Source organism: Porphyromonas gingivalis ATCC 33277 (assembly GCF_000010505.1).
Classification (GTDB): domain Bacteria; phylum Bacteroidota; class Bacteroidia; order Bacteroidales; family Porphyromonadaceae; genus Porphyromonas; species Porphyromonas gingivalis.
This window is the reverse complement of the sequence record NC_010729.1, coordinates 2,224,203-2,244,312: the sequence shown is the minus strand read 5'-3', so window position 1 is coordinate 2,244,312 and position 20,110 is coordinate 2,224,203. Positions and strand designations below refer to the sequence as shown.

The 20,110-nt window shown below is 48.8% G+C and carries 19 protein-coding genes and 1 tRNA gene; 10 read left to right on the top strand and 10 right to left on the bottom strand.

What is annotated here, in order from left to right; all coding sequences use genetic code 11:
- Window positions 1–313: 313 nt before the first annotated feature.
- The 4 genes from PGN_RS09485 to PGN_RS12520 form a co-directional block, all read right to left on the bottom strand.
- Window positions 314–1,369: a PspC domain-containing protein gene (locus PGN_RS09485; protein WP_012458678.1), complete on the bottom strand. Its 1,056-nt coding sequence runs from the start codon at window positions 1,367–1,369 to the stop codon at window positions 314–316.
- The gene (recJ, locus tag PGN_RS09480; protein ID WP_012458677.1) at window positions 1,366–3,120 is read right to left on the bottom strand and encodes a single-stranded-DNA-specific exonuclease RecJ; all 1,755 of its coding nucleotides are present in this window, start codon (window positions 3,118–3,120) and stop codon (window positions 1,366–1,368) included. Before recJ ends, PGN_RS09485 begins: the two co-directional genes overlap by 4 nt.
- A gap of 459 nt (window positions 3,121–3,579) precedes the next feature.
- The gene (locus PGN_RS09475) at window positions 3,580–4,767 is read right to left on the bottom strand and encodes a sensor histidine kinase (RefSeq protein ID WP_012458675.1); all 1,188 of its coding nucleotides are present in this window, start codon (window positions 4,765–4,767) and stop codon (window positions 3,580–3,582) included.
- 388 nt (window positions 4,768–5,155) lie between these two features.
- Window positions 5,156–5,248, bottom strand: coding sequence for a DUF1661 domain-containing protein (locus PGN_RS12520; protein WP_143733427.1), 93 nt, complete (start codon window positions 5,246–5,248; stop codon window positions 5,156–5,158).
- Between PGN_RS12520 and PGN_RS12515 the strand changes: the two genes are divergently transcribed.
- The 4 genes from PGN_RS12515 (at window position 5,217) to PGN_RS09455 (ending at window position 7,956) form a co-directional block, all read left to right on the top strand.
- Window positions 5,217–5,363, top strand: coding sequence for a DUF1661 domain-containing protein (locus PGN_RS12515; RefSeq protein ID WP_143733428.1), 147 nt, complete (start codon window positions 5,217–5,219; stop codon window positions 5,361–5,363). The two genes, PGN_RS12520 and PGN_RS12515, sit on opposite strands and share 32 nt — an antisense overlap.
- Window positions 5,364–5,560: 197 nt before the next feature.
- Window positions 5,561–5,633: transfer RNA gene (locus tag PGN_RS09465), tRNA-Lys, on the top strand.
- 605 nt (window positions 5,634–6,238) lie between these two features.
- Window positions 6,239–7,219 (top strand): dihydroorotate dehydrogenase-like protein, encoded by a 981-nt coding sequence (locus tag PGN_RS09460; RefSeq protein WP_012458673.1) that lies wholly within the window; start codon window positions 6,239–6,241, stop codon window positions 7,217–7,219.
- A gap of 65 nt (window positions 7,220–7,284) precedes the next feature.
- Window positions 7,285–7,956 (top strand): OmpA family protein, encoded by a 672-nt coding sequence (locus tag PGN_RS09455; protein ID WP_004583707.1) that lies wholly within the window; start codon window positions 7,285–7,287, stop codon window positions 7,954–7,956.
- Between the two features lie 105 nt (window positions 7,957–8,061).
- On the opposite strand, the gene bioD is transcribed toward PGN_RS09455, so the two are convergent.
- Both bioD and dapA read right to left on the bottom strand, forming a co-directional pair.
- Window positions 8,062–8,715 (bottom strand): dethiobiotin synthase, encoded by a 654-nt coding sequence (bioD, locus tag PGN_RS09450; RefSeq protein WP_012458672.1) that lies wholly within the window; start codon window positions 8,713–8,715, stop codon window positions 8,062–8,064.
- Window positions 8,716–8,743: 28 nt separating this feature from the next.
- On the bottom strand, window positions 8,744–9,637 hold the full coding sequence (gene dapA, locus PGN_RS09445) for a 4-hydroxy-tetrahydrodipicolinate synthase (RefSeq protein ID WP_012458671.1): 894 nt from the start codon (window positions 9,635–9,637) through the stop codon (window positions 8,744–8,746).
- 225 nt (window positions 9,638–9,862) lie between these two features.
- On the opposite strand from dapA, the gene PGN_RS09440 reads away from it, so the two are divergent.
- The 4 genes from PGN_RS09440 (at window position 9,863) to PGN_RS09425 (ending at window position 13,540) form a co-directional block, all read left to right on the top strand.
- The gene (locus tag PGN_RS09440) at window positions 9,863–10,138 is read left to right on the top strand and encodes a YtxH domain-containing protein (RefSeq protein WP_004583703.1); all 276 of its coding nucleotides are present in this window, start codon (window positions 9,863–9,865) and stop codon (window positions 10,136–10,138) included.
- Between the two features lie 255 nt (window positions 10,139–10,393).
- The gene (locus PGN_RS09435; protein WP_004583702.1) at window positions 10,394–10,771 is read left to right on the top strand and encodes a hypothetical protein; all 378 of its coding nucleotides are present in this window, start codon (window positions 10,394–10,396) and stop codon (window positions 10,769–10,771) included.
- A gap of 42 nt (window positions 10,772–10,813) precedes the next feature.
- Window positions 10,814–11,164, top strand: coding sequence for a hypothetical protein (locus tag PGN_RS09430; protein ID WP_004583701.1), 351 nt, complete (start codon window positions 10,814–10,816; stop codon window positions 11,162–11,164).
- Window positions 11,165–11,254: 90 nt separating this feature from the next.
- Complete coding sequence (locus PGN_RS09425) at window positions 11,255–13,540, top strand: helix-turn-helix domain-containing protein (protein ID WP_012458670.1); 2,286 nt, start codon at window positions 11,255–11,257, stop codon at window positions 13,538–13,540.
- Here the strand turns inward: PGN_RS09425 and tilS are convergent.
- The 4 genes from tilS to PGN_RS10905 all read right to left on the bottom strand — a co-directional run bounded on the left by tilS (window position 13,535) and on the right by PGN_RS10905 (window position 17,295).
- Window positions 13,535–14,899 carry a tRNA lysidine(34) synthetase TilS gene (gene tilS / locus PGN_RS09420; protein ID WP_012458669.1) on the bottom strand — a complete coding sequence of 455 codons (1,365 nt, stop codon included), beginning with the start codon at window positions 14,897–14,899 and terminating at the stop codon, window positions 13,535–13,537. The genes PGN_RS09425 and tilS overlap by 6 nt on opposite strands.
- A 263-nt stretch (window positions 14,900–15,162) precedes the next feature.
- Window positions 15,163–15,918 carry a zinc ribbon domain-containing protein gene (locus PGN_RS09415; RefSeq protein ID WP_012458668.1) on the bottom strand — a complete coding sequence of 252 codons (756 nt, stop codon included), beginning with the start codon at window positions 15,916–15,918 and terminating at the stop codon, window positions 15,163–15,165.
- A 17-nt stretch (window positions 15,919–15,935) separates the two neighbouring features.
- Window positions 15,936–17,030, bottom strand: a complete 1,095-nt coding sequence (locus tag PGN_RS09410) for a Nif3-like dinuclear metal center hexameric protein (RefSeq protein WP_039416784.1) — start codon at window positions 17,028–17,030, stop codon at window positions 15,936–15,938.
- A 118-nt stretch (window positions 17,031–17,148) separates the two neighbouring features.
- Window positions 17,149–17,295: a DUF1661 domain-containing protein gene (locus PGN_RS10905; RefSeq protein ID WP_230847085.1), complete on the bottom strand. Its 147-nt coding sequence runs from the start codon at window positions 17,293–17,295 to the stop codon at window positions 17,149–17,151.
- A gap of 385 nt (window positions 17,296–17,680) precedes the next feature.
- On the opposite strand from PGN_RS10905, the gene PGN_RS09405 reads away from it, so the two are divergent.
- The gene (locus PGN_RS09405; protein WP_012458666.1) at window positions 17,681–19,198 is read left to right on the top strand and encodes a TlpA family protein disulfide reductase; all 1,518 of its coding nucleotides are present in this window, start codon (window positions 17,681–17,683) and stop codon (window positions 19,196–19,198) included.
- Window positions 19,199–19,325: 127 nt separating this feature from the next.
- Window positions 19,326–20,057, top strand: a complete 732-nt coding sequence (locus PGN_RS09400) for an outer membrane beta-barrel protein (protein ID WP_012458665.1) — start codon at window positions 19,326–19,328, stop codon at window positions 20,055–20,057.
- Window positions 20,058–20,110 lie beyond the last annotated feature (53 nt).

Sequence of the window (20,110 nt, the reverse complement as noted above, 5' to 3'; positions counted from 1 at the left end):
GGTGCTGGGAGCCATGCCGGCCCTCTTATACTTCACCACACCCCATCCGGCGAAAAGGACAACAGAAATGAGTATCCAATACCAGTTTCGGAGACAAATTCGGAAAAATAAAGTCAGGACGGAATCCTTCGGGAGGACAACACTTCGAAATGATTTCTCAGTCAAATGACAATTATCGCTCATACTATTAATAGCTGATGTTATTCTTTTTCAAAAGGCAAGATTCTAAAACGAAGATATGAACAAAAACGCAAAAACCTTTACTATGGATTGTCCTAAAAGGAACCTAAATGTTTTTTAGGCATTTCTGACATCATACTGAATGGCGATGGAGGAAGAAATTCAAACCCAGTTCACGGGTTATCAATATGAAGACTACGGCCAATAGGACAGCGGCAGCAAGCCAAATGGTCAAGCCCAGCCATTTGAGACCTGCAGGAATAATCCCGTTTCTCCCCTGTCCCTGATGTCTGAAAACGATGGCCATAATCGGGACGGCTACTATAATAAATACGGAGATCGTGGCACAGAGTATCATCCAAGAAGGAATAGAAATCCAGTCCGAAGTCAAAGGAGCATGTGCCACGTAACCGTCTGCAAACAGCTCTAATATAAGGCCGAAAAGACCGAAAACGACAGCAAGGATAAGACCTATTCCTACGAGGACGAACAGTCCTTTGAGTACACACCCCAGCGTGTTCAGTACAGAAGCATTCCTGCGGTGAAGGCCGGTATCGACATCGGCAGCAACTCGCTTACCGATATTCTCCACCGTGATCGGCTCGCCATACATCTCCAATTTCTGAGAAGCAGTTATAGCCGGTGGAGCTATCATCCAAACGGCCAAATAACCGATAATGATCATCCAAAAGAGCGGAGAAGCCAAAATCGTCATCAACACGACTATCACACGGATAGCATTCACATTCCATCTCGTATATGCAGCAATACCGCTACACACGCCACACAAAACGGCATGATCCATGTCGCGATAAAACTTCCGCTTCGGAGCCTCCCCGGACATGTATCGATAGCCTGAAGTTTCTCTCTCCTTCTGACTGTAACCGGCCCCTGCAGAATATCCGGCAGTCGTACTGTCTTCATTGGAAGAAAAGTGCTCTCCCGTATTGATCTTTTCTATGACTTCACGAATCAGGCCGATACTTATTACGGCGTGTTCGCTATGCAAACGCACCACCATCATGTCGGACAAGTAGGCTTCGAATTCCTCGATCGTCTTACAATCCGTATGGTTCTCCCGATCGAAATGTGAGGCTAAATTGTGCAGATACTCCTCCAGCAGGTTATAGGCATCCTCGTCGATGTGGAAGACCTTGCCTCCCAGATTCATCGTGAGCGTTTTTTTCATCTTGTTTTTCCGTTAATAGCAGATTCTTCTTCGGGCTTAATATCGCGCACCAATAGTTGCAATGATTTGTTGCCGTTGAATTCGTTCTCTTCTATCGTGTAGCAAAGACGAAATGAGCCGTTTTTGATCTCATTGCAATGACCGGCCTGATTAAACGCAATCCCACTCACCGGATGGCGTTCGCCCGATCCCACTCTTACATCTATCTTCAGGTGTTCGGAAGCTTTTCCTACAGCCCTGCTACCACCGGCATCATACAGTTGTCGGGATATAAAGACCGGCTTGGAGTTTTCCGGGCCGAATGGTCCCATCCGCTTGAGGTTGTCGAGAAGTTTGTAATTGACCTCTTCGATGGATATTTCGGCATCTACATCTATTTGTGGCACCAGTAGTTCCGGAGATACAGCCTCTTCGGCATAGTCCGTAATCATCTTTCGGAAGGTTTCCAGATTCTCTTCTTTGATCGTCAGACCGGAGGCAAAAGGATGCCCTCCGAAATTGACCAGCAAGTCCTTGCAATGTTCGATGGCTTTGTACACATCGAACCCTCCTACGGATCGAGCCGAGCCTGAAATGAAATCACCGCTCTTAGTCATCACGATCGTCGGGCGCGAATAGCGTTCGGTCATCCTGCTGGCCACTATGCCGATAACGCCCTTGTGCCATTCCGGCCGATATATAACGAGGATCTTCTTGTCCACATCGGATAGCTCGCCCAAAATATCGATGGCCTGTTCCGTCACATCCTTGTCGAGCTCACGGCGTTGGTCGTTGTATTCGTCTATATTGGCCGTTCGGCTTTGAGCTTCCACAGCATCCTGAGAGAGTAGTAGTTCCACAGCCTTACCCCCATTCATCATACGACCGGAAGCATTGATCCGAGGCCCGATCTTGAAGACGATGTCGTTCATATCTATCCTTCGCTTCTTCAGACCGCATACATCTATTATAGCCTGCAAGCCGAGACAAGGGCGTTTATTAAGTTGGCGCAGTCCGTAATAGGCGAGTATGCGGTTCTCTCCCATGATAGGGACAATATCCGAAGCTATACTGACAGCCACGAGGTCGAGCAAAGGAAGGAGCTTGGATTCGGGCAAATTGTTGCTCCGAGCATAGGCTTGCATAAACTTGAACCCGACTCCACAGCCGGAGAGATGTTCGTAAGGATACGTATTGTCAGCTCTTTTGGCATCCAGCACCGCAACGGCATCAGGTAGCGTTTCATCCGGATTGTGATGGTCGCAGATAATAAAATCAATGTCAAGCGACTTGGCGTATGCCACCTTTTCGACGGCTTTGATACCACAGTCGAGTACGATTATCAGTTTCGTTCCGAGAGAGTGAGCCAAATCAATTCCTCGATAAGAGATACCATAACCCTCATCGTACCTATCCGGAATGTAGTAATCCAATTGGGTTTCGGAGCAGCCCGTGGCGCGCAAATACTTATAGACGAGTGCCACTGCCGTGGTACCGTCTACATCATAGTCACCGTAAATCATGATTTTTTCCTTTCGCCCCACCGCCCTGTTCAGGCGAGCTACAGCCTTGTCCATATCCTTCATCAGGAAAGGATCGTGGAGATCCTCCAATCTTGGGCGAAAGAAACGCTTAGCTTCCTCTACGGAAGCTATTCCCCTGCGTGCCAATAGGCACCCCACTACGGGCGCGAGCCTTAGCTCCCGACAGAATATTGTCCCGAGGGAACGTTCCTCTGCGGTAAACGGCTCCAAATTCCAGTTGTAATTCATTATATGTCATTTTTTTTACTTTTTCAATTGTGAATAGCAAGAAGTCGAAACGATGGGCACGCCCGGACTTCAACCTGTATTTATTTATAACGCTGCACCGTGCATTTCTATTGGGAAAGACACCGGCCGGCTACATTTAAGCTCCGTAAATGTAGTAATAATGCTGTAAATCATTTATGCACAACAGATGCAGACTTGCGAGTGCAAAGGGAGGCGGATTATCTTCCTCGGTGAACTGACGCATACTGCGAGATGCGGATATTAAGAGCAACTGCTATTCGTTCAGAGCGATCATTTCTTGATTGGATTCTCTGAGCTTGTCGTTACGCAGGAGTTCCTCGACGGTGGGAATTTCACCGATCTCTCTGCCGGAATCCGTGCGATAATATACTCTAAAATCAAAGCCCCGGAGTACGGGGCGGAAAAGGATCGGTTCGGCTCCATATTTCGTTCGTATACTTATGGCAGATCGGTCTGTTTCGGCAGCAGAATACGGAAAGTGGTGCCAATACCCGGCTCCGATTGCTTTACGCTTATTTTCCCTTTGTGATATTTCTCTATGATTCGCTTTGCCAGAGACAAGCCCAAGCCCCAACCTCTGGTCTTCGTGGAATAGCCCGGACGGAATATATCGCGCATTTTCCCCTTGGGGATCCCTTTGCCCGTGTCGGTAATGTCTATTACTGCATACGAGCCTTTCTCCTTAAGTTCGATCGTGATCTTTCCTTTACCGCTCATGGCATCGACGGCATTTTTGATCATATTTTCGATCACCCAACTGAACAGCGGTGCCGAAAGTGCTATGCCGATGACCTCATTCGGCATCCTCAATTCTATGTCCACTTGTCGCGATACGCGGTAGCGCATGTAGTCCGCTGTGCTGCCCAAAGCCGGACGGACATCCTGCACTTCCGTCTTGGGTTCCGAGCCTACCTTTTGGAATCGTTCGGCTATCATACGCAGTCGGTCTATATCCTTTTCCATCTCATTGGTGATAGATGGATCCTCTTCCGATGCCTTGAGGAGTTCCACCCATGCCATCAGGCTGGATATGGGCGTGCCGAGCTGATGGGCAGTCTCTTTGGAGAGTCCGTTCCATACACGATTCTGTTCGGATCTGCGCTCAGCCAGCAAGGCCATGATGGAAATACCGAGGAAGACAAATATCACGCTCAGAGCTATATAAGGCAATACCAACAGTCGCCGTAGGGTTTGGCTGTCGGAATAATAGAGGAATTGTGGCCGACGGGCCTCTATTTCTATTCGGATAGGAGGATACCCTTCCTTGAAATAACGAAGCTTCTTTTGGAGGTAGGGTAGGGCAGGTTTGCCGGCCGGAATGTCGATGTTGTTGTACGAAATAATAGAGTCTTTGGGATCGCACAGGATGACGGGGATGCTATTGTTGGATTGGATAATCTGCAAAACAAGGTCTTTGGCCAGAACGGCTTCATCGTCGGAGGCCACGATCTTGGTAGCCTGTGCCCATAGCTCGATTTTCTGCCTTTCCTCGCCGGCCATCTTATCGATCAGTCTGTCCGAAGCAAACAACGTAAGGAGAGCAATGACCATGGCGGCGAAAATAAAGGTAACGCGCATCATGATGCGGCTTCGCTCGAAGAATGTTTGATTACCGCTCCAGCCCATACCCTGTAGTTTTCGCTTTTCGTTGTTGGCAAGGTTTCTTGTTCGTATTCTTTTGCATAAGAAACAGGTATGCTATGCGCCCAAAGATAGAGAATAATGGTCTACTGCGGTAGGGGGATATTCCTCATTCTGTCCGAATCCCTCTCAGCTTCGGGCAAGCTCCACAGCTCCATCATCGGAGAAGGATCTCCTCGTTCTTTTTCCTTTGGGATCGGATCCGCAGAACCTCTTTCTGTTAAACGCAAAATCCATACAATGATTGTATCGATAATCGAAGAGGACAACCCTCGTCTATTCGACCGGAAGAAACTCCACAAGCAGAGACAGCCGACAGACATTCCTCCTACTAAAAGAATGTGTAGGGAGCATCATCCCCTGTCGGATGAGTTTACGCGCGGAAATTTTCTCTTTTGTCCTTCCCAAAAACGTGGCGCGCAAACTTTTCGGTTTTGGCGCGGGAGCGAAAAAAATCTCGCGCCACTGCGAAAAAATTCTCGCGCCGCTTTTCAGAAAAACACGCGCCACAATCGGAGCGTTTCTGGTTCGTATTTCCGAGGCTGTCAGTCGTAGACTTTCCGACAATGGTGAAGCCTTAACGCCTCCATCCTACAGGCTCGGCCAACAGACAAGCACGAAATCCCCACACATTGCCCTCGCATCAGACTGATGAGATCGTGACTGTTGATGCAGGAACGCATAAAGAGGAATTTTTTTCGGATTCATTTGGCGCATAACAAAAAAAGCATACCTTTGCAGCGTCAAAATCAGAAGGGTTTACCTTTTGATAGGTATTGACTCCGTAGCTCAGTTGGTAGAGCAAATGACTCTTAATCATTGGGTCGTGAGTTCGAGCCTCACCGGGGTCACAAACCAATAGCAGAGGGCTGTGTTGAAATAGTTTTTTTGACACAGCCCTTTAATTTTTGGATCGGGGTTCGCCTTTTGTGAAAGGATATGGGAAATATCTGTCAAATGCCGAAGAAGTCTGTAAGCTCATGATACCATTGGGCCATAGAGAACAATCTGCACCATTGTCATGATGTCATTCTCGGAGAAGATCGATCGCTCAGACGAAAGGACAATGCAGCCAAAAATGTCAATATAATCCATAAGATAGCTCTCTTCTTTCTTGAACGATTGAAGAGCAGATCCAAAAGCTCATTCAATGCGCTGCAAAAGATAAACGCCCTCAGAAAACCTTCCCAAATACTATCATCAGATTTCTAATGCGATTGCCCTGGATTAATGCCTGAGGTGAAATAAATTATATCTTTGTGCAAGTATTCATCCTAACAAAAGTGTAAGTATCAATAGAATAGACCTTCTGTGTAGCCCGCATCTCGCATATATGTGCCGGAGGCACTGGGAAGCCCTGTTGTCGAGGGTATTTTTCGTCTGTCTTAAACAGAGATGGCCGAGAGTGATCGGGGAAGGCTTGCAGGGTCTTTTTCGTAATTCATAATAAACAGATATGATCGATTTGTCCACTGAGTTCGCCGGCTTGCGCCTGAAAAATCCTATTGTTGCAGCATGTTCGGGACTGACCCGCAACCTCAAAACCATCAAAGATCTCGAAGCAGCGGGTGTTGCTGCCATCGTACTGAAATCACTGTTCGAAGAGCAGATCGAGGCAGAAATGTCCCAAATGATGTCCCCGATGGATTACCCTGAGGCGGCAGACTATATCAATGCCTATGTACAGAGCAACGAGATCTCCAAACACCTCGACTTCCTCCGCGAAGTGAAGCGCGAGGTGGCTATCCCCGTAATAGCCAGCATCAACTGCTTCCGCTCCGATTCGTGGGTGGACTTTGCCAAGCAGTTCGAAGAGGCCGGAGCCGACGCTCTCGAAATCAACGTGATGCGACTCAATACCGATCTCTTCTTCGATGCCAACAAAGCCGAACAGATGTATGTGGATATTATCAGCTCTCTGATCAAAGCCATCAGAATCCCTGTAGTGGTGAAGCTTTCCAAATCTTTTGCCAATATCCCATCTCTCGTCGATAAGCTGCGTGCGGCAGGAGCCAAGGGTGTGGTGCTTTTCAATCGTTCATACCAGCCCGACATCGACATCGACAAAGTACAGATGGTGGCCGGAGACGTATTTACCTCTGCAGGAGAAATATCAGATACGATTCGCCATGCCGGTATCGTGAGTGCATTGGTACCGGGCATATCCATCGCTTCTTCCACAGGTATTCATGATGGTGAGGCCGCACTCAAGTGCCTGCTGGCCGGTGCACATGTGACTCAGATATGTACGGTTCTTTACAAAAAGGGACCTCAATTCGTGGCCGAAATGATCGCCACCATTGAGAGCTGGATGCAAGTAAAGGGCTATTATTCGGTTAGTGAATTCCGAGGCAAGCTCAATGCAGCGAGCGTGAAGTCGGCAACGATGTACGAGCGTATGCAGTTTATGAAGTACTTTGCCAATAAAGATAATTGATCCCTTCACGGGATAGCTTTGTGTGAACAAAGCATCGTGTGTAAACGAATAAAAAAGAAGAGACAATGAAGAAATCAAGTGTAGTAGCCTCAGCTTTGGCTGTGGCTCTCGTGTTCGCCGGTTGCGGACTGAACAATATGGCAAAAGGCGGCCTTATCGGCGCCGGAGTAGGAGGCGCCATTGGTGCCGGAGTAGGTAACGTAGCCGGAAATACGGCTGTCGGTGCCATCGTCGGTACTGCAGTCGGTGGAGCAGCCGGTGCTCTCATCGGAAAGAAGATGGACAAGCAGAAAAAAGAACTGGAGGCCGCAGTACCCGATGCTACGATTCAGACAGTAAATGACGGAGAGGCTATTCTGGTTACTTTCGATAGCGGTATCCTCTTTGCGACGAACTCCAGCACTCTGAGTCCCAACTCACGCACTGCGCTGACGAAGTTTGCTGCAAACATGAACAAAAACCCCGACACGGATATTCGTATCGTAGGCCATACGGACAATACCGGCTCCGACAAGATCAACGATCCTCTGTCTGAGAGACGTGCAGCCAGCGTATATTCTTTCCTGAATTCTCAGGGTGTGAGTATGTCGCGCATGGCAGCCGAAGGGCGTGGGAGCCATGAACCGGTTGCAGACAATAGCACAGTTGCCGGACGTTCGGCCAACCGCCGTGTGGAGGTTTATATCTTGCCGAATGCCAAGATGATCGAACAAGCACAGCAAGGTACGCTGAAGTAAGCCTTAGCTAACGGAAACGAAAAAGCCTCCGACTCTGCCTAACAAGGTGAGTCGGAGGCTTTTTCGTTTTGGAATAAGATCCTAATATGTTGTAGTGTGTCCGAATCAATTCCGTTCCGGCATCACCATAAGTTGCGTATCGGGATGATATTTATGCAGATAGAAACGGAGATAATCAAGGGTGTTAGCAATAATACGGTCGTCTTCGGCAGGATAAAGATTGTAGACAATGGATTCGACCGAAATACCTCTATGTCGGCACAATTCCAGATTGAGTAGCGTGTGGTTGATACTCCCCAGTCGGCCACTCGTCACGAGTGCAATAGGATAATCTCTGTCAGCTATAAAATCAGCTGTAAGATAGTCCTTGGTGATGGGCACCATCAGTCCGCCGGCTCCTTCCAGAAGGATGCGATCGTAGCCACGAGAGAGGAGAGTTTCAGTGGCTTGGTCTATTATCTTGCAGTCCACCCTTTTACCATCTATCTCGGCTGCAAAGTGAGGAGAAGCCGGATAACTGAAAATATAGGGGCAAGTAAGTCCCAAACCATCTTCTTCCATTGTAGGGTATCCGGTCAGACGACGGTGTGCTTCTATATCCTCCGAAGCACCTACACATCCCGTCTGTACGAGCTTTTGGGTGATGACCTTTTGCCCTGACTCGGAGAGCTTGTCGAAAAGAAAAGCCGTGGCATAGGTTTTCCCGATATTCGTGTCTATTCCGGTTACAAACAGGACTTTAGAGGGAATGATGGGCATGGCAGTACGGACGAAAGCTGAAAATTTTTTACCGCTGTTCGATCTGATTGCGAACTCTGGCAATCAAAGTAGAGGTAGAGTCCGATGCAGATACAAGCGGCAGCCTTAGTATATTGTGACGGATGAGACCCTTTTGATAGAGCAATTCCTTGATTCCGGCCGGATTACCATCGACAAACATCAGGTAGCACATTCCTTCCAGTCGTTGTTGGATGGTTTCGGCTTCTTCAAATCGGTTTTCCAAACACAGATGTATCAAACGACTGAAAAGCTCCGGATAGGCATTTCCGATCACGGAAATAACTCCTTCGGCTCCTTCCTTTATAAAGGAAAGGGAGAGATGATCGTCGCCTGATAGGACAATGAAAGGATCGGGTTTTTCCAGCACTATTGCACGCACTTGATCCACATTGCCCGAAGCTTCTTTGATGCCGATGATATTCGGACAGTCTGTAGCCAATCTGAGAGTGGTTTCGGACTTAATATTCACACCCGTTCGCCCGGGGACATTGTAGAGGATGATGGACGTATCAGTAGATTCGGCCAAAGTCCTATAATGTCTATAAATGCCTTCTTGCGTGGGTTTGTTGTAGTAAGGAGCAACGGATAAGATGGCATCTACACCGGTCTTGTCCATGGCTTGAATCCGATTGACGAGGCGTTCGGTGTAGTTGCCTCCGGCTCCAACGATGATCGGACACCGTCCTGCCACCGCCTCTCTGACTGTTTGCAATATCGCAGAGCGCTCGGCTTCCTCGATGGTGGGCGATTCACCCGTTGTGCCAAGTGCTACGATGTAGTCGGCACCTCCCGCTACCTGATAATCCGCTAAAAGTCGAAGCGATTCGTGGTCTACCTCTCCCTTTTCGTCGAAAGGGGTAATCAGGGCAACCCCCATACCTCGCAACTGTGCTCTGTCCATTCGTATTCTATTTTAGAAACAAAAGTAAAAATAATGGAGCAATGAATATGAAGTGGCATTTACAATTCGGAAGAAACTGCAGAGTCGGGGAAAGGTGATTGTTTCATTCGGAAAAAACTTTTATCTTTACGGATGAACAATTATCGAAACGATTCATCATTCGGGTGCAATTGGTTTTCTGACAAAATTGATTCAAAGCATTTAATAAAGTAAGGAGGATTTTTTATGAGCTCACAAGGAAAGTTTTCTCTCGGTCTGTTAGTGGGCCTTGCTATTGGGGCTGCCGCTGCTTATTTCGCTGATCGTGAAAAGCGTACTCGCTTCGTTGAAGACATCAACAGTACAGCCGACAAAGTAAAGGATAGCGTGGTGGAAGGCTATTATGAAGCCAAGAATCGCTACCAGAAGTACCGTAGGAAAATGAAGGGAATCACCGAAGATATGGTGGAAGAGATCGGTGACAAGTACGACGAAGTACTCGACGATCTCAGAAGTGAATAACTCCGGGGGCGTGTAGATCGTGTGCCAGGCATACCATCTACACGCCTTTTCTCTTTGTATCTTGGATTGTGCGGGTAGCGTGTTGCTCTTTGCGCAAGTCGGATATTCCGGAGGGAAATTGTATTTTTTGGCATAAAGCAAGCTACGTGCGGTCATCATAACTTTGCTACCGGGTCGAGGTATTATTTCTTTCCGGCTGTTTCTCCCTCGTTTTTCATCCCTATTCCTTTTAAGTTTAACTAAGATAGACAGACAATGCTCAAACGACTAATAGAAGATATATATAGCTATTTGACACTTCGGACCGAAAGCATAGCATATACGATAGCCGAAGAAGGAGCTCGATTGATCGCCAAATTGGCTCTGCTGGCTATGTCTGTTCTTATGTCATTCCTGATACTGATATTCTTGAGCATAGCTTTAGGATTCGGCTTTGGGCGGTGGCTCGGAATAGGAGCTACGGGAGGCTTTTTCGTTGTAGTAGGGATTTACTTGTTGTTCTTTCTGATCGGATACCTTTGTCGGCATCTGATCAGAAGATATATCCTCGGACGGCTGGCCGGAGAGGTACTGGAAATTGTAGCCCGCCATCAAAGAAAAAAAGAAGAGGATGAAGAGCCGACAAATAAGTAGATCTCAAAAAGATTGTCGCGCAAACCGATAATAGAAATAGATATGCGAGCATATTACGAACTGAAGCGTCGTCGAGACGCATGCGATAAGGAAGCAGAACGATACCAGAAGGACATCTTTCGCTGTTTGGATCATGTACGCAACAATTATGGCGACATGATTTTCGAAGAAGTTGAGACCCATCTGATCTATCCTGGCAGCCTTGGCAATAAGATACTTCGCTTCCTCATCGGCAAGAAGCAGATCTCTTCATCCAAGCTAATGACTCCGACAGGCCGGCCGACTCTCCATCTGATCGAGCAGCTTACCGACTTCGGCCGTCCTTTGCTGATCAGTGCCTTGCTTGGCTTTGTTAAGCGTAGCATCGTTCGCCGTTTCCGCAGGCGTCGATAATTTCCCCTATTCTGTCTTTTCGGGTAAGGAACATTTTATGTCAGCGGCTGACAAAGCGATATAATTGTTGTCTGCCTGAAACAATTCTCCATGAACACAAAAGAATATGTGCTGGACTTTATCAACCGCACGAACTGTAACCTTTTCCTTACCGGTAACGCGGGCACAGGCAAAACGACCCTGCTGCGCCATATAGTCCAACACACATTCAAAAACTGCATAGTAGCCGCTCCCACCGGAATAGCAGCGTTGAATGCCGGTGGGGTGACGCTGCATTCGCTTTTACAGCTTCCACCGGGAACATTCATTCCGTACGAGGTATCTCTCGAAAGTGCAACGGGCGTAAACTTCCTTACGCCAACATCTTTTTGGAAACAGACACGTATGCATGCTTCGAAGCGCAAATTGCTTCGAAACATGGAGTTGCTCATCATCGACGAAGTCAGCATGCTCCGTGCCGACACGCTGGATCTGATCGATTTTGTTCTTCGTCGCGTGCGGAGCAATCCCCGATCTTTCGGTGGAGTACAAGTCCTGTTTATCGGTGATCTTATGCAGCTTCCGCCGGTAGTCAAACCGCATGAATGGGAGCTAATGTCAGCAATCTATCAAGGCGTTTTCTTTTTTCATTCCATGGTGATTCGTCAGCATCCGCCGGTATTCCTCGAACTGGAAACCATATACCGGCAGACAGATGTACGCTTTACGTCCTTGCTGAACAACCTGCGCCACAATCGTCTGCCGGCAGACGACTTGACCTACCTGAAGGATCATGTGAATCCGACTTTCGACAGCACCTGTCACGAAGGCTATATTACGCTGACAACGCATAATCACAAAGCCGATCAGATCAATCGACGCGCTTTGGAAGCCTTACCTGCACTGCCCCATTCCTACCAAGCGATCATCAAAGGCGATTTTCCGGAACATCTATATCCTTTGGAGCCGACGATGACGTTGAAAGAAGGTGCCAGAGTGATGTTCGTTCGCAATGATACTCGCCAACTTAGACGCTACTACAACGGGAAAATAGCCGTAGTCCACTCCCTTTCTCCTTCCTCGGTAGTCGTTCGGACTGACGGCGGAGAGCTTATAGAGGTAGAGCCACACGAGTGGACCAACGTCCGCTACTCCGTGAACCCCGAGACCAATGCCCCCGAACAGGAAGTAATCGGCAGCTTCCGCCTTTTTCCGCTTCGAGCCGCTTGGGCTATCACCGTGCACAAGAGCCAAGGACTGACTTTCGAACACGCCGCCATAGATCTGGAAGGTGTCTTCGTTCCCGGTCAGGCCTACGTAGCCCTGTCACGTATGACGGGCCCTGAAGGGATGATACTGCTCTCCCCTCCCGATCTGCGTGGGTTGGAAACTCCCCAAGAACTGGTCGAATATGCACAGACGAAGCCCGACGAAAAAGAACTCCGGACTTCTTTGCAGGAAAACAGTCTTATCTATTGGAAGCAGCAATCCGACGAGGCTTTCGACTGGCAGAGCTTGATGAATATATGGCACAAACACAGTCTCAGCTATCGGGAGGAGAGCGAGCTGAGCAGCAAAAGCCATTATAGCGATAGAGCAGCCGAACAATCGGCCAAGATAGATGCGATGGCGGAAGTAGCCGGACGTTTTCGCCGGCAACTTGCCGGCCTTTGGGGGCAGTCTCCGCTTGGATTCGGTGCCGTCAAAGAGCGAATTGACAAAGCCGTGGACTATTTCCTGCCACAACTTTCTGCCATAGCAGGCGAACTTTCCTCCACGATCCAAGAAGTCGGAATGCTGAAAAAAGCCAAACAGTTTGCGAAAGAACTGCTCGAGCTACAGGACAATCTTCATACCGCCGTGTACCGCCTGCTTCGCTTACGAGCCGTTTTCGGTGCTCTCTCTGCCGGCCAAAGCCTTAGCAGACAGGAACTTCGGACGGAAGAGCTGATAGCCGAATGGGTACGCAGCGTTTCACCCAAGGACGAAGCCCTGCCAACAGCCGCCGGCAATCGAAAGAGTAAAGAGAAAAAAGCCAAGGAAAAGAAAAAGACTACCCACGAGACAACGCTCGAATTGCTACTGGCAGGTATGAGCATAGAAGAGGTCGCTACCGAGCGGAAACTCAGTCCGAGTACCATCGAAGGGCACCTTGCCCTTTTGATAGAGAAAGGACGATTGGCTCCCGATGCCTATATAGATGCAGGTATCGTTTCCGAATTACACCCCTATTTCACCAATCCCTCTCGCATATTCGAGCTCAAATCCTTGTATGAACGTCTCAATGGACAGTATTCCTATACCCTACTCCGCCTTTACCGTGCTTATTTTATCCTGATGGATGCGAAGGAGAAAGGCTCCCGGGCAAGAGAAAAAGCCATCGAGCAAGCTCTATAGCTCGAAAGAGAAGAGCAGATATTCTTCCGTATCCGACAGCTCATCGATGGCGAATCGCCGATCAGCCGCATAGCCCATGATCCATACCACTTCTGTTCCTTGGCAAAGGAGCCAAGCCTCTTCCCTCCGGCGTCGTGGCACGTGACGATCGATAAAGAAACGGCTCACCGTCTTGCAGCCTTTCATCCCGTAAGGATGAATATGATCCCCTCGTTGCGGACGGCGAACCCCAAGCTCCTCCTGTAAAGATTCTACAAATGCCAAAGGCAACAATAGCTTGGTATTCGGAAGCCGCAGACCCTCCAAGTCCAAATCGGCAGGGGTACCGCGCTGCCAACTCAGTTGCTTTCCATCCGGCAGATCGAGGAAAGAATCTCCGATTTTAAGGCCGAACAGTTCCGGCACCTCCATCTTTGGCGATAAGGGAAGTACCGTAAGCCGATCCCTCTCACGTAAGAGACGATGCGAAGAAGAGAAAAAAGAAGCTCCGGGAGGATTGTCCAAAGACGTGACCACCTCCCGTATCTGATCCCTGTTGAACCCGTACGGATGCAGCAGATCGTACAGCAGCGTAAACGGAGCAGGTGTTTCTTTGACCTCCCGAATGCTTATCGAAGCGGTTGCTCTCAATGTATTGTGAAAATCCTCCGTTGCCTTCGAGAAAAAAGCTGCAACGCCCTCCAGATTCTCCCGAGTGCGTAGCAACGCCTCCTGAAGCGACGGATTCAACTCCTTTAATAGCGGCATGATCCGGTGTCTGACCAGATTGCGCCGGAAGCGCGTATCCTCATTGGAAGAGTCCGTACGATAGGTGATTTTTTGGTCGAGCAGATAAGCCTCTATCTCATCCCGTGTGGCATCCAGCAGGGGGCGCACGATACCATCGTTCCGCTTATAGGGCATCCCGCACAGGCCGCTGATTCCCGTTCCCCGACAGAGGTTCAGCACCATGGTTTCGGCATTGTCGTCGGCATGGTGTGCCACCGCCACGTATTCGATAGCCAGTTCTTTCCGCAACAGTCCGAACCATTCGTAACGCAGTTCTCGAGCAGCCATCTCGATCGAAATCGACCGTTCGCGAGCATAACGAACCGTGTCGAAGTCGATCCGATGGAGCGGAACATCCAGATCACGGCATAGGCCCTCCACGAAAGCTGCATCCTCATCGCTCTCTACCCCTCGGAGGTGGAAATTGCAGTGTGCCGCCACCGTCTCATACCCCAATTCGCGCAATACGCAGAGCAGAGCCACCGAGTCGGCACCTCCGCTGAGAGCGACCAGTACGAGGCGGTTTCCTTCTCGGAAGAGCTTCCTCTCTCTGATCGTCGTTCGGACACGGTTTGTCAGGGAAATCTTCATCTTGTTGTGAATATATCAGGGGGAAAATATCGGCCCGGCCATCCTGCCGATGGAAAAATTCTCTTGGAAATGAAGAGGCTCTTTATCCGAATAAGCCGAATGCTACCATAAAACAAAGAGAGAACTCTCGTCCTCTCTCATCAGTCCTGCCGGCATCTCCGAAGAGAGCCGAACCTTATCTCGGAAAACTTCCGCACCTGTGAACCCGAAGCATCGGCCGGCAGCGAAAACCGCCTACACCGGCCTCTTACTCTTGGAGAGCTTTATGCTCCCATTTCGGGATCGACCATGATTCGTCCGCAGTATTCGCAGACGATGATTTTTTTCCGAAGCTTGACGTCCAGCTGCTTCTGAGGAGGAATCTTGTTGAAGCAACCGCCGCAGGCATCACGCTCTACGGGCACCACGGCCAAGCCGTTGTGCGCAGCCTTTCTGATGCGCTTGAAAGCCGTCAGCAGGCGCGGTTCGATCTTGGCTTCGAGCTTCTTCGCCTTTTCGCGCAGTTTCTCTTCCTCTTGCTTAGTCTCGGCAATGATGGTATCCAGTTCGCCGCGTTTTTCGGCCAACACCTCGCTATGCTCTTCCAGCACCTCTTTCAGAGCAGCTATATCGGTCTTGCGCTGTTGAATTTCGGCGTTGTATTCCTTGATCTTCTTTTCAGACAGTTGGATTTCCAGCTCCTGAAATTCGATCTCTTTGGAGAGATTGTCGAACTCACGATTGTTGCGCACCTCGTCGAGCTGTTTTTTATATTTCTCCAGCAGCGTCTTGGCTGTACTGATCTTTTCCTTTTCGGTGGTTACAGCCTGATTGAGCTGCTTGGATCCGGCTGTGAAGTTCTCCAAACGAGTCTGCATTCCGGCGATTTCGTCTTCCAGATCCTGTACTTCCAGCGGCAGTTCGCCACGGAGAGTCTTGATCTTATCTATTTCAGAGAGGGTATTTTGCAGCTTGCTCAGTGCTGCCAATTTTTCCTCTACGCTCTGTTCGTTCTCAACGATGATCTTTTCTTTAGCCATGATGCTCAATTAACTAACTACAAATAGTTTACCGGATTGGTTGCAACCGATGATTTGTGGGTGGCAAAGGTAGGGAATTTCTGCGATATTATGCGCATAAATAGCTCATTAGCCACCTCTTCGCTCTCGTAATGACCGATCGTAACCAGCAGCAGATGCTCCCCTGCATCGAAGAAGTCGTTGTACTTCGCCTCCCCTGTCAGGAAGAGGTCTGCACCCTCCTGTGCTGCACGCCGCCACATGAAAGCACCGCTACCGCCGCATATAGCCATCCGCCTCAACGGCCGTTCCCTCCGAGCCGAATGGGACAGGACCTTCAGACCGAATACCTCCTTGATGTGCAGCAGCATCTCCCGCTCGCTCATGGGCGAAGGCAGATCCCCCACTATTCCGCCTCCGGCCGAGGGATGATCGTTGGCCAGCGGGATCAGGCTGACAGCCGGCAGCTCGTACGGATGAGCCGCGTGCAAAGCCTGCAGCACAGCACCCTGCCTGTACGCCGGCAGTACGAGGCTGATCCGCTCCTCCGCCTCATGGTGCAATTCGCCTATCGCTCCTACAAAGGGATTGGCACCCTCGGCAGCTCTGAAAGTTCCGGTGCCGGCATGGCTGAACGAACAGCAATCGTAATGCCCCAAGCGGCCTGCACCGGCCTGCCACAAAGCCTGCCTCAGGGCATCGGCATACTCCGTGGGGACGAAGGTGACCAGCTCCAAGAGCTTGCCTTGCAGCGGCTCCAGCGGTCGCGTATTCAGCAAGCCGAAGCGTTCGGCGAGCAGCGCATTCAGTCCCTGCGGAGCGTTGTCCGCATTGGTATGAGCCGCATATAGCACCAGTCCGTGCCGTACGGCCAGCTCCACGCATCGCTCCACATAGGAGCTGCCGGTCAATCGCTTGAGCGGTTTGAAGAGAATCGGATGGTGGGCAATGACGAGATTGCATCCCAGCCGAATGGCCTCCTCCAATACCGCTTCGGTAACATCCACACAGAGGAGGGCACCCGTTGCCTCCCGCTTGGTGTCGCCCACCTGCACGCCACTATTGTCATAGCTCTCTTGATAAGCCCTCGGGCAGACTGCCTCGATAGCTTCTATAATATCCTGAATGATCATCTTCGAGTGCGAGCCAAGAGGCTCTGTTTGATTTCTTTGTCCAAAGGTAATTTTTTGCACACACTTAGTCGCCTCGTTCTTATCCAAAGACAGTCACCGATGGGCGCAAAACATCCTCCTACCTCAAATGACTAAATGAAAAATCGCGCCGGAATCGGCCCGATTGCGGTTCGTGTTTTCGGGAAAACACGCGCGAGAATTTTTTCGTTTTGGCGCGTAAATTTTTTACCTCCCGAACCAAAACGTAAAAAATTGCACGCCACATTTTCATGGCTGTAAAGCCGGCAATTTTTGGAGCCTAAACCCTCGCAGAGGGAGGGAGTCGTGATGTGTACTTTCTCGGACTTCCGAGTACAGGTCCAGGCTCTGTATTGAGCAGGTCTTCATATCGGTAGGCCTCGTGTCAGGTATTGGTTGTCCGCCGCTTGCGGAGCATCAGGTCGTTGGCTCGGAGCAATCGGCAGAACCTGTCCCGACCGATCGAGAACTACTCTCCGAAGTACTGCTTACAGAAAATGTAAAGCCCGAATGCTGTCCGATCTTTACTTTGTGGGTAATAATTGGATTATATCCGGTCGGAATTTCTGTACTTTTGATTAGAAATAGGCATCCCATTTTTCTTTCAAAAAAGAACACAAATACTTTGTATTATGATGAAGCCATCTCTTTTTTTGACACTTGTTGCTGTGTTTTTTATGGCGACAATAAAAGGATTAGCAAAACCACAAATAGACAAAGAGGTCGATCCCATAACGAAGCTGACTTTACGAAATCCCCAGAATGGAGGCAGCGGGGTTTTATGGACAAATATCCCATGCTCTGCTGATTCCGATCTGGCCGGACTGGTAACACCCATTTTTTTCGAGAATGGAGAAGTAACGATCAGTATCCCTCTCAAGCGGAGTGTCTGCATTCAATTTGCCGGTAATCAACTCTTCCCCAAAAGCAAGATTATTCTCTGTCCCGGCGATCATCTCATCCTGACTGCAGATAACAGTTCCGGCAAATGGTCTTTTGGCGCCACCGGAGACAATGCCTCAGGAAATCTCTATTTATTGGATAGCACTCTTTTTGCCGGATACAGATGGCTCAATGAATATCTTACAATTTTAAGGACAGGTAAAGGCAAGGCCGAACTCATAGATCAGGTTGACTCCATGCTTGATATGGAGTTGGAATCTTTTCTCTCTATGGAAAAGCAAGGGGATATTAGCGATGCTTTTTTGAGTGCAGTAAAAGCTGAAATGCAACAAATGGTTTTGTATGCAGCAGGTTTGGCAGTTCGTAATATAGAAGAAGCAAATAGGCTAAGGCAGAAAGCAAAAGAATTATATTTCTATTATCTCGAACGCTATAGTCCGTTGGCGGAAATGTATAAAGGAAGCGAAATGAGTTTGCGCAATGCAGGAACTGCGACTTTGAGAGGGCACAAAAATCTGGCCGGAGGAAAAAGGATTGACATCGGACTATGGGATGGTAGCAAAGAATTTTTCCATGAGTATTGCTATTTGCCCGATGACGTCCAAATAAGACTTTTTATAAGCAAAATTCAACTTCTTCACTTTGTCGTAGGGGCTATAACGACTCCACAATATGTTGAAAAGGTTGCGTTATTGGGAAAAGTTGTTGGCAGTTCCCGGTACTTGGAGCTGCTCCGTTCTTTTATCGACTTAAACGACCCAAGTGGGAAAAATTATTCTCGTGGATTATTTTTCTATGACCATAAATTTGACAAACTGGAAGAGGTGGGAAAAGAGGTGGGAGAAAACTTGCCGGAAGTCATCAAGAGGTTTTTCCCCGACAAATGGGTCTTAGTGGATGTTTGGGCCACGTGGTGCTCACCATGTAAAAAAGAATTTGGGTATAACAAACAACTACATGCCTTCTTGGAAGAAAAAGGAATTGCCATGCTCTATTGCTCCGTTGATGAACCGGAAAACTCTGACAACTGGAGAAACAATCTTTCCGCATTTGATTTGACCGGATACCACTATTACATTACATCAAAGGCTGAAAAAGAATTGCTGAAAATACCTGATTTCCGAATGTTAATTCCTCGTTATCTTCTATTTGACAATAAGGGGAAACTTGTTCACGCCAATCTGCCCCGCCCTTCTTCAGAGAAAGCACTTTACGAAGAGATAGAGAAGTTGATGCAAGGAAATTAAGATACGAAACAAAGTACCCCTTTCGTAATTTTTGTGCAAGTATCTGATTCGGCTTCCCTGAACAGTACATATATGGAAAATTTTAGGGGAGTATCGACCTTCTAAAACGACAAACAAACGAATAGAAATGAAAAGGATTTTTACTGTAGCCCTTGTGCTACTTGCTTCGGTCACTATGTCCATCGGACAAAGCCGCCCGGCACTTCGCGTAGATGCCAACTTCGTAGGCAGCAATCAGAGCATGAAAAGAGGCGGATATGTGTGGGACACCAAAATGAATGTCGGCCTGCGGGTCGGTGCCGCTGCCGAATTCATGATCGGATCAAGAGGATTCTACTTGGCTCCGGGTCTGAACTATACGATGAAGGGCTCCAAAACCGAATGGGATATACCCGAAATGGTTCCTGGTACCTATATTACGATGGTTTCCACTCGCTTGCACTATCTGCAACTGCCGATCAATGCCGGCATGCGGTTCGACCTGATGAATGACATGGCGGTTTCGATCGAAGCGGGTCCTTTCCTTGCATACGGTATATATGGTACATATCGGCAGAAGTTGGAAGGATGGAAGCCGAACAACTACAGCACAGAGTTTTTTGGCCCAACGCTTGGTGGCCCAACAAATATCCGCTGGGACATCGGGGCAAACATAATAGCCGCATTCCACTATAAGCGTTATTATATACAGATAGGCTGTGAACATGGATTTGTGGATATTGTATCGGGTGGAGGTTCTGATATTCCCCGACTGAATGACAATAGGCAATCCTCTTCGAAGACCGCTCTAAGAGAAAAGGGAAATAACGAATACGCTTATAATCGTGACTTCTTCGTGGGCATAGGTTACCGCTTTTAGCCGTTGCCGATATCCGGTTTGGGGCCTCATGGGATCGTACTGCCGATCCTATG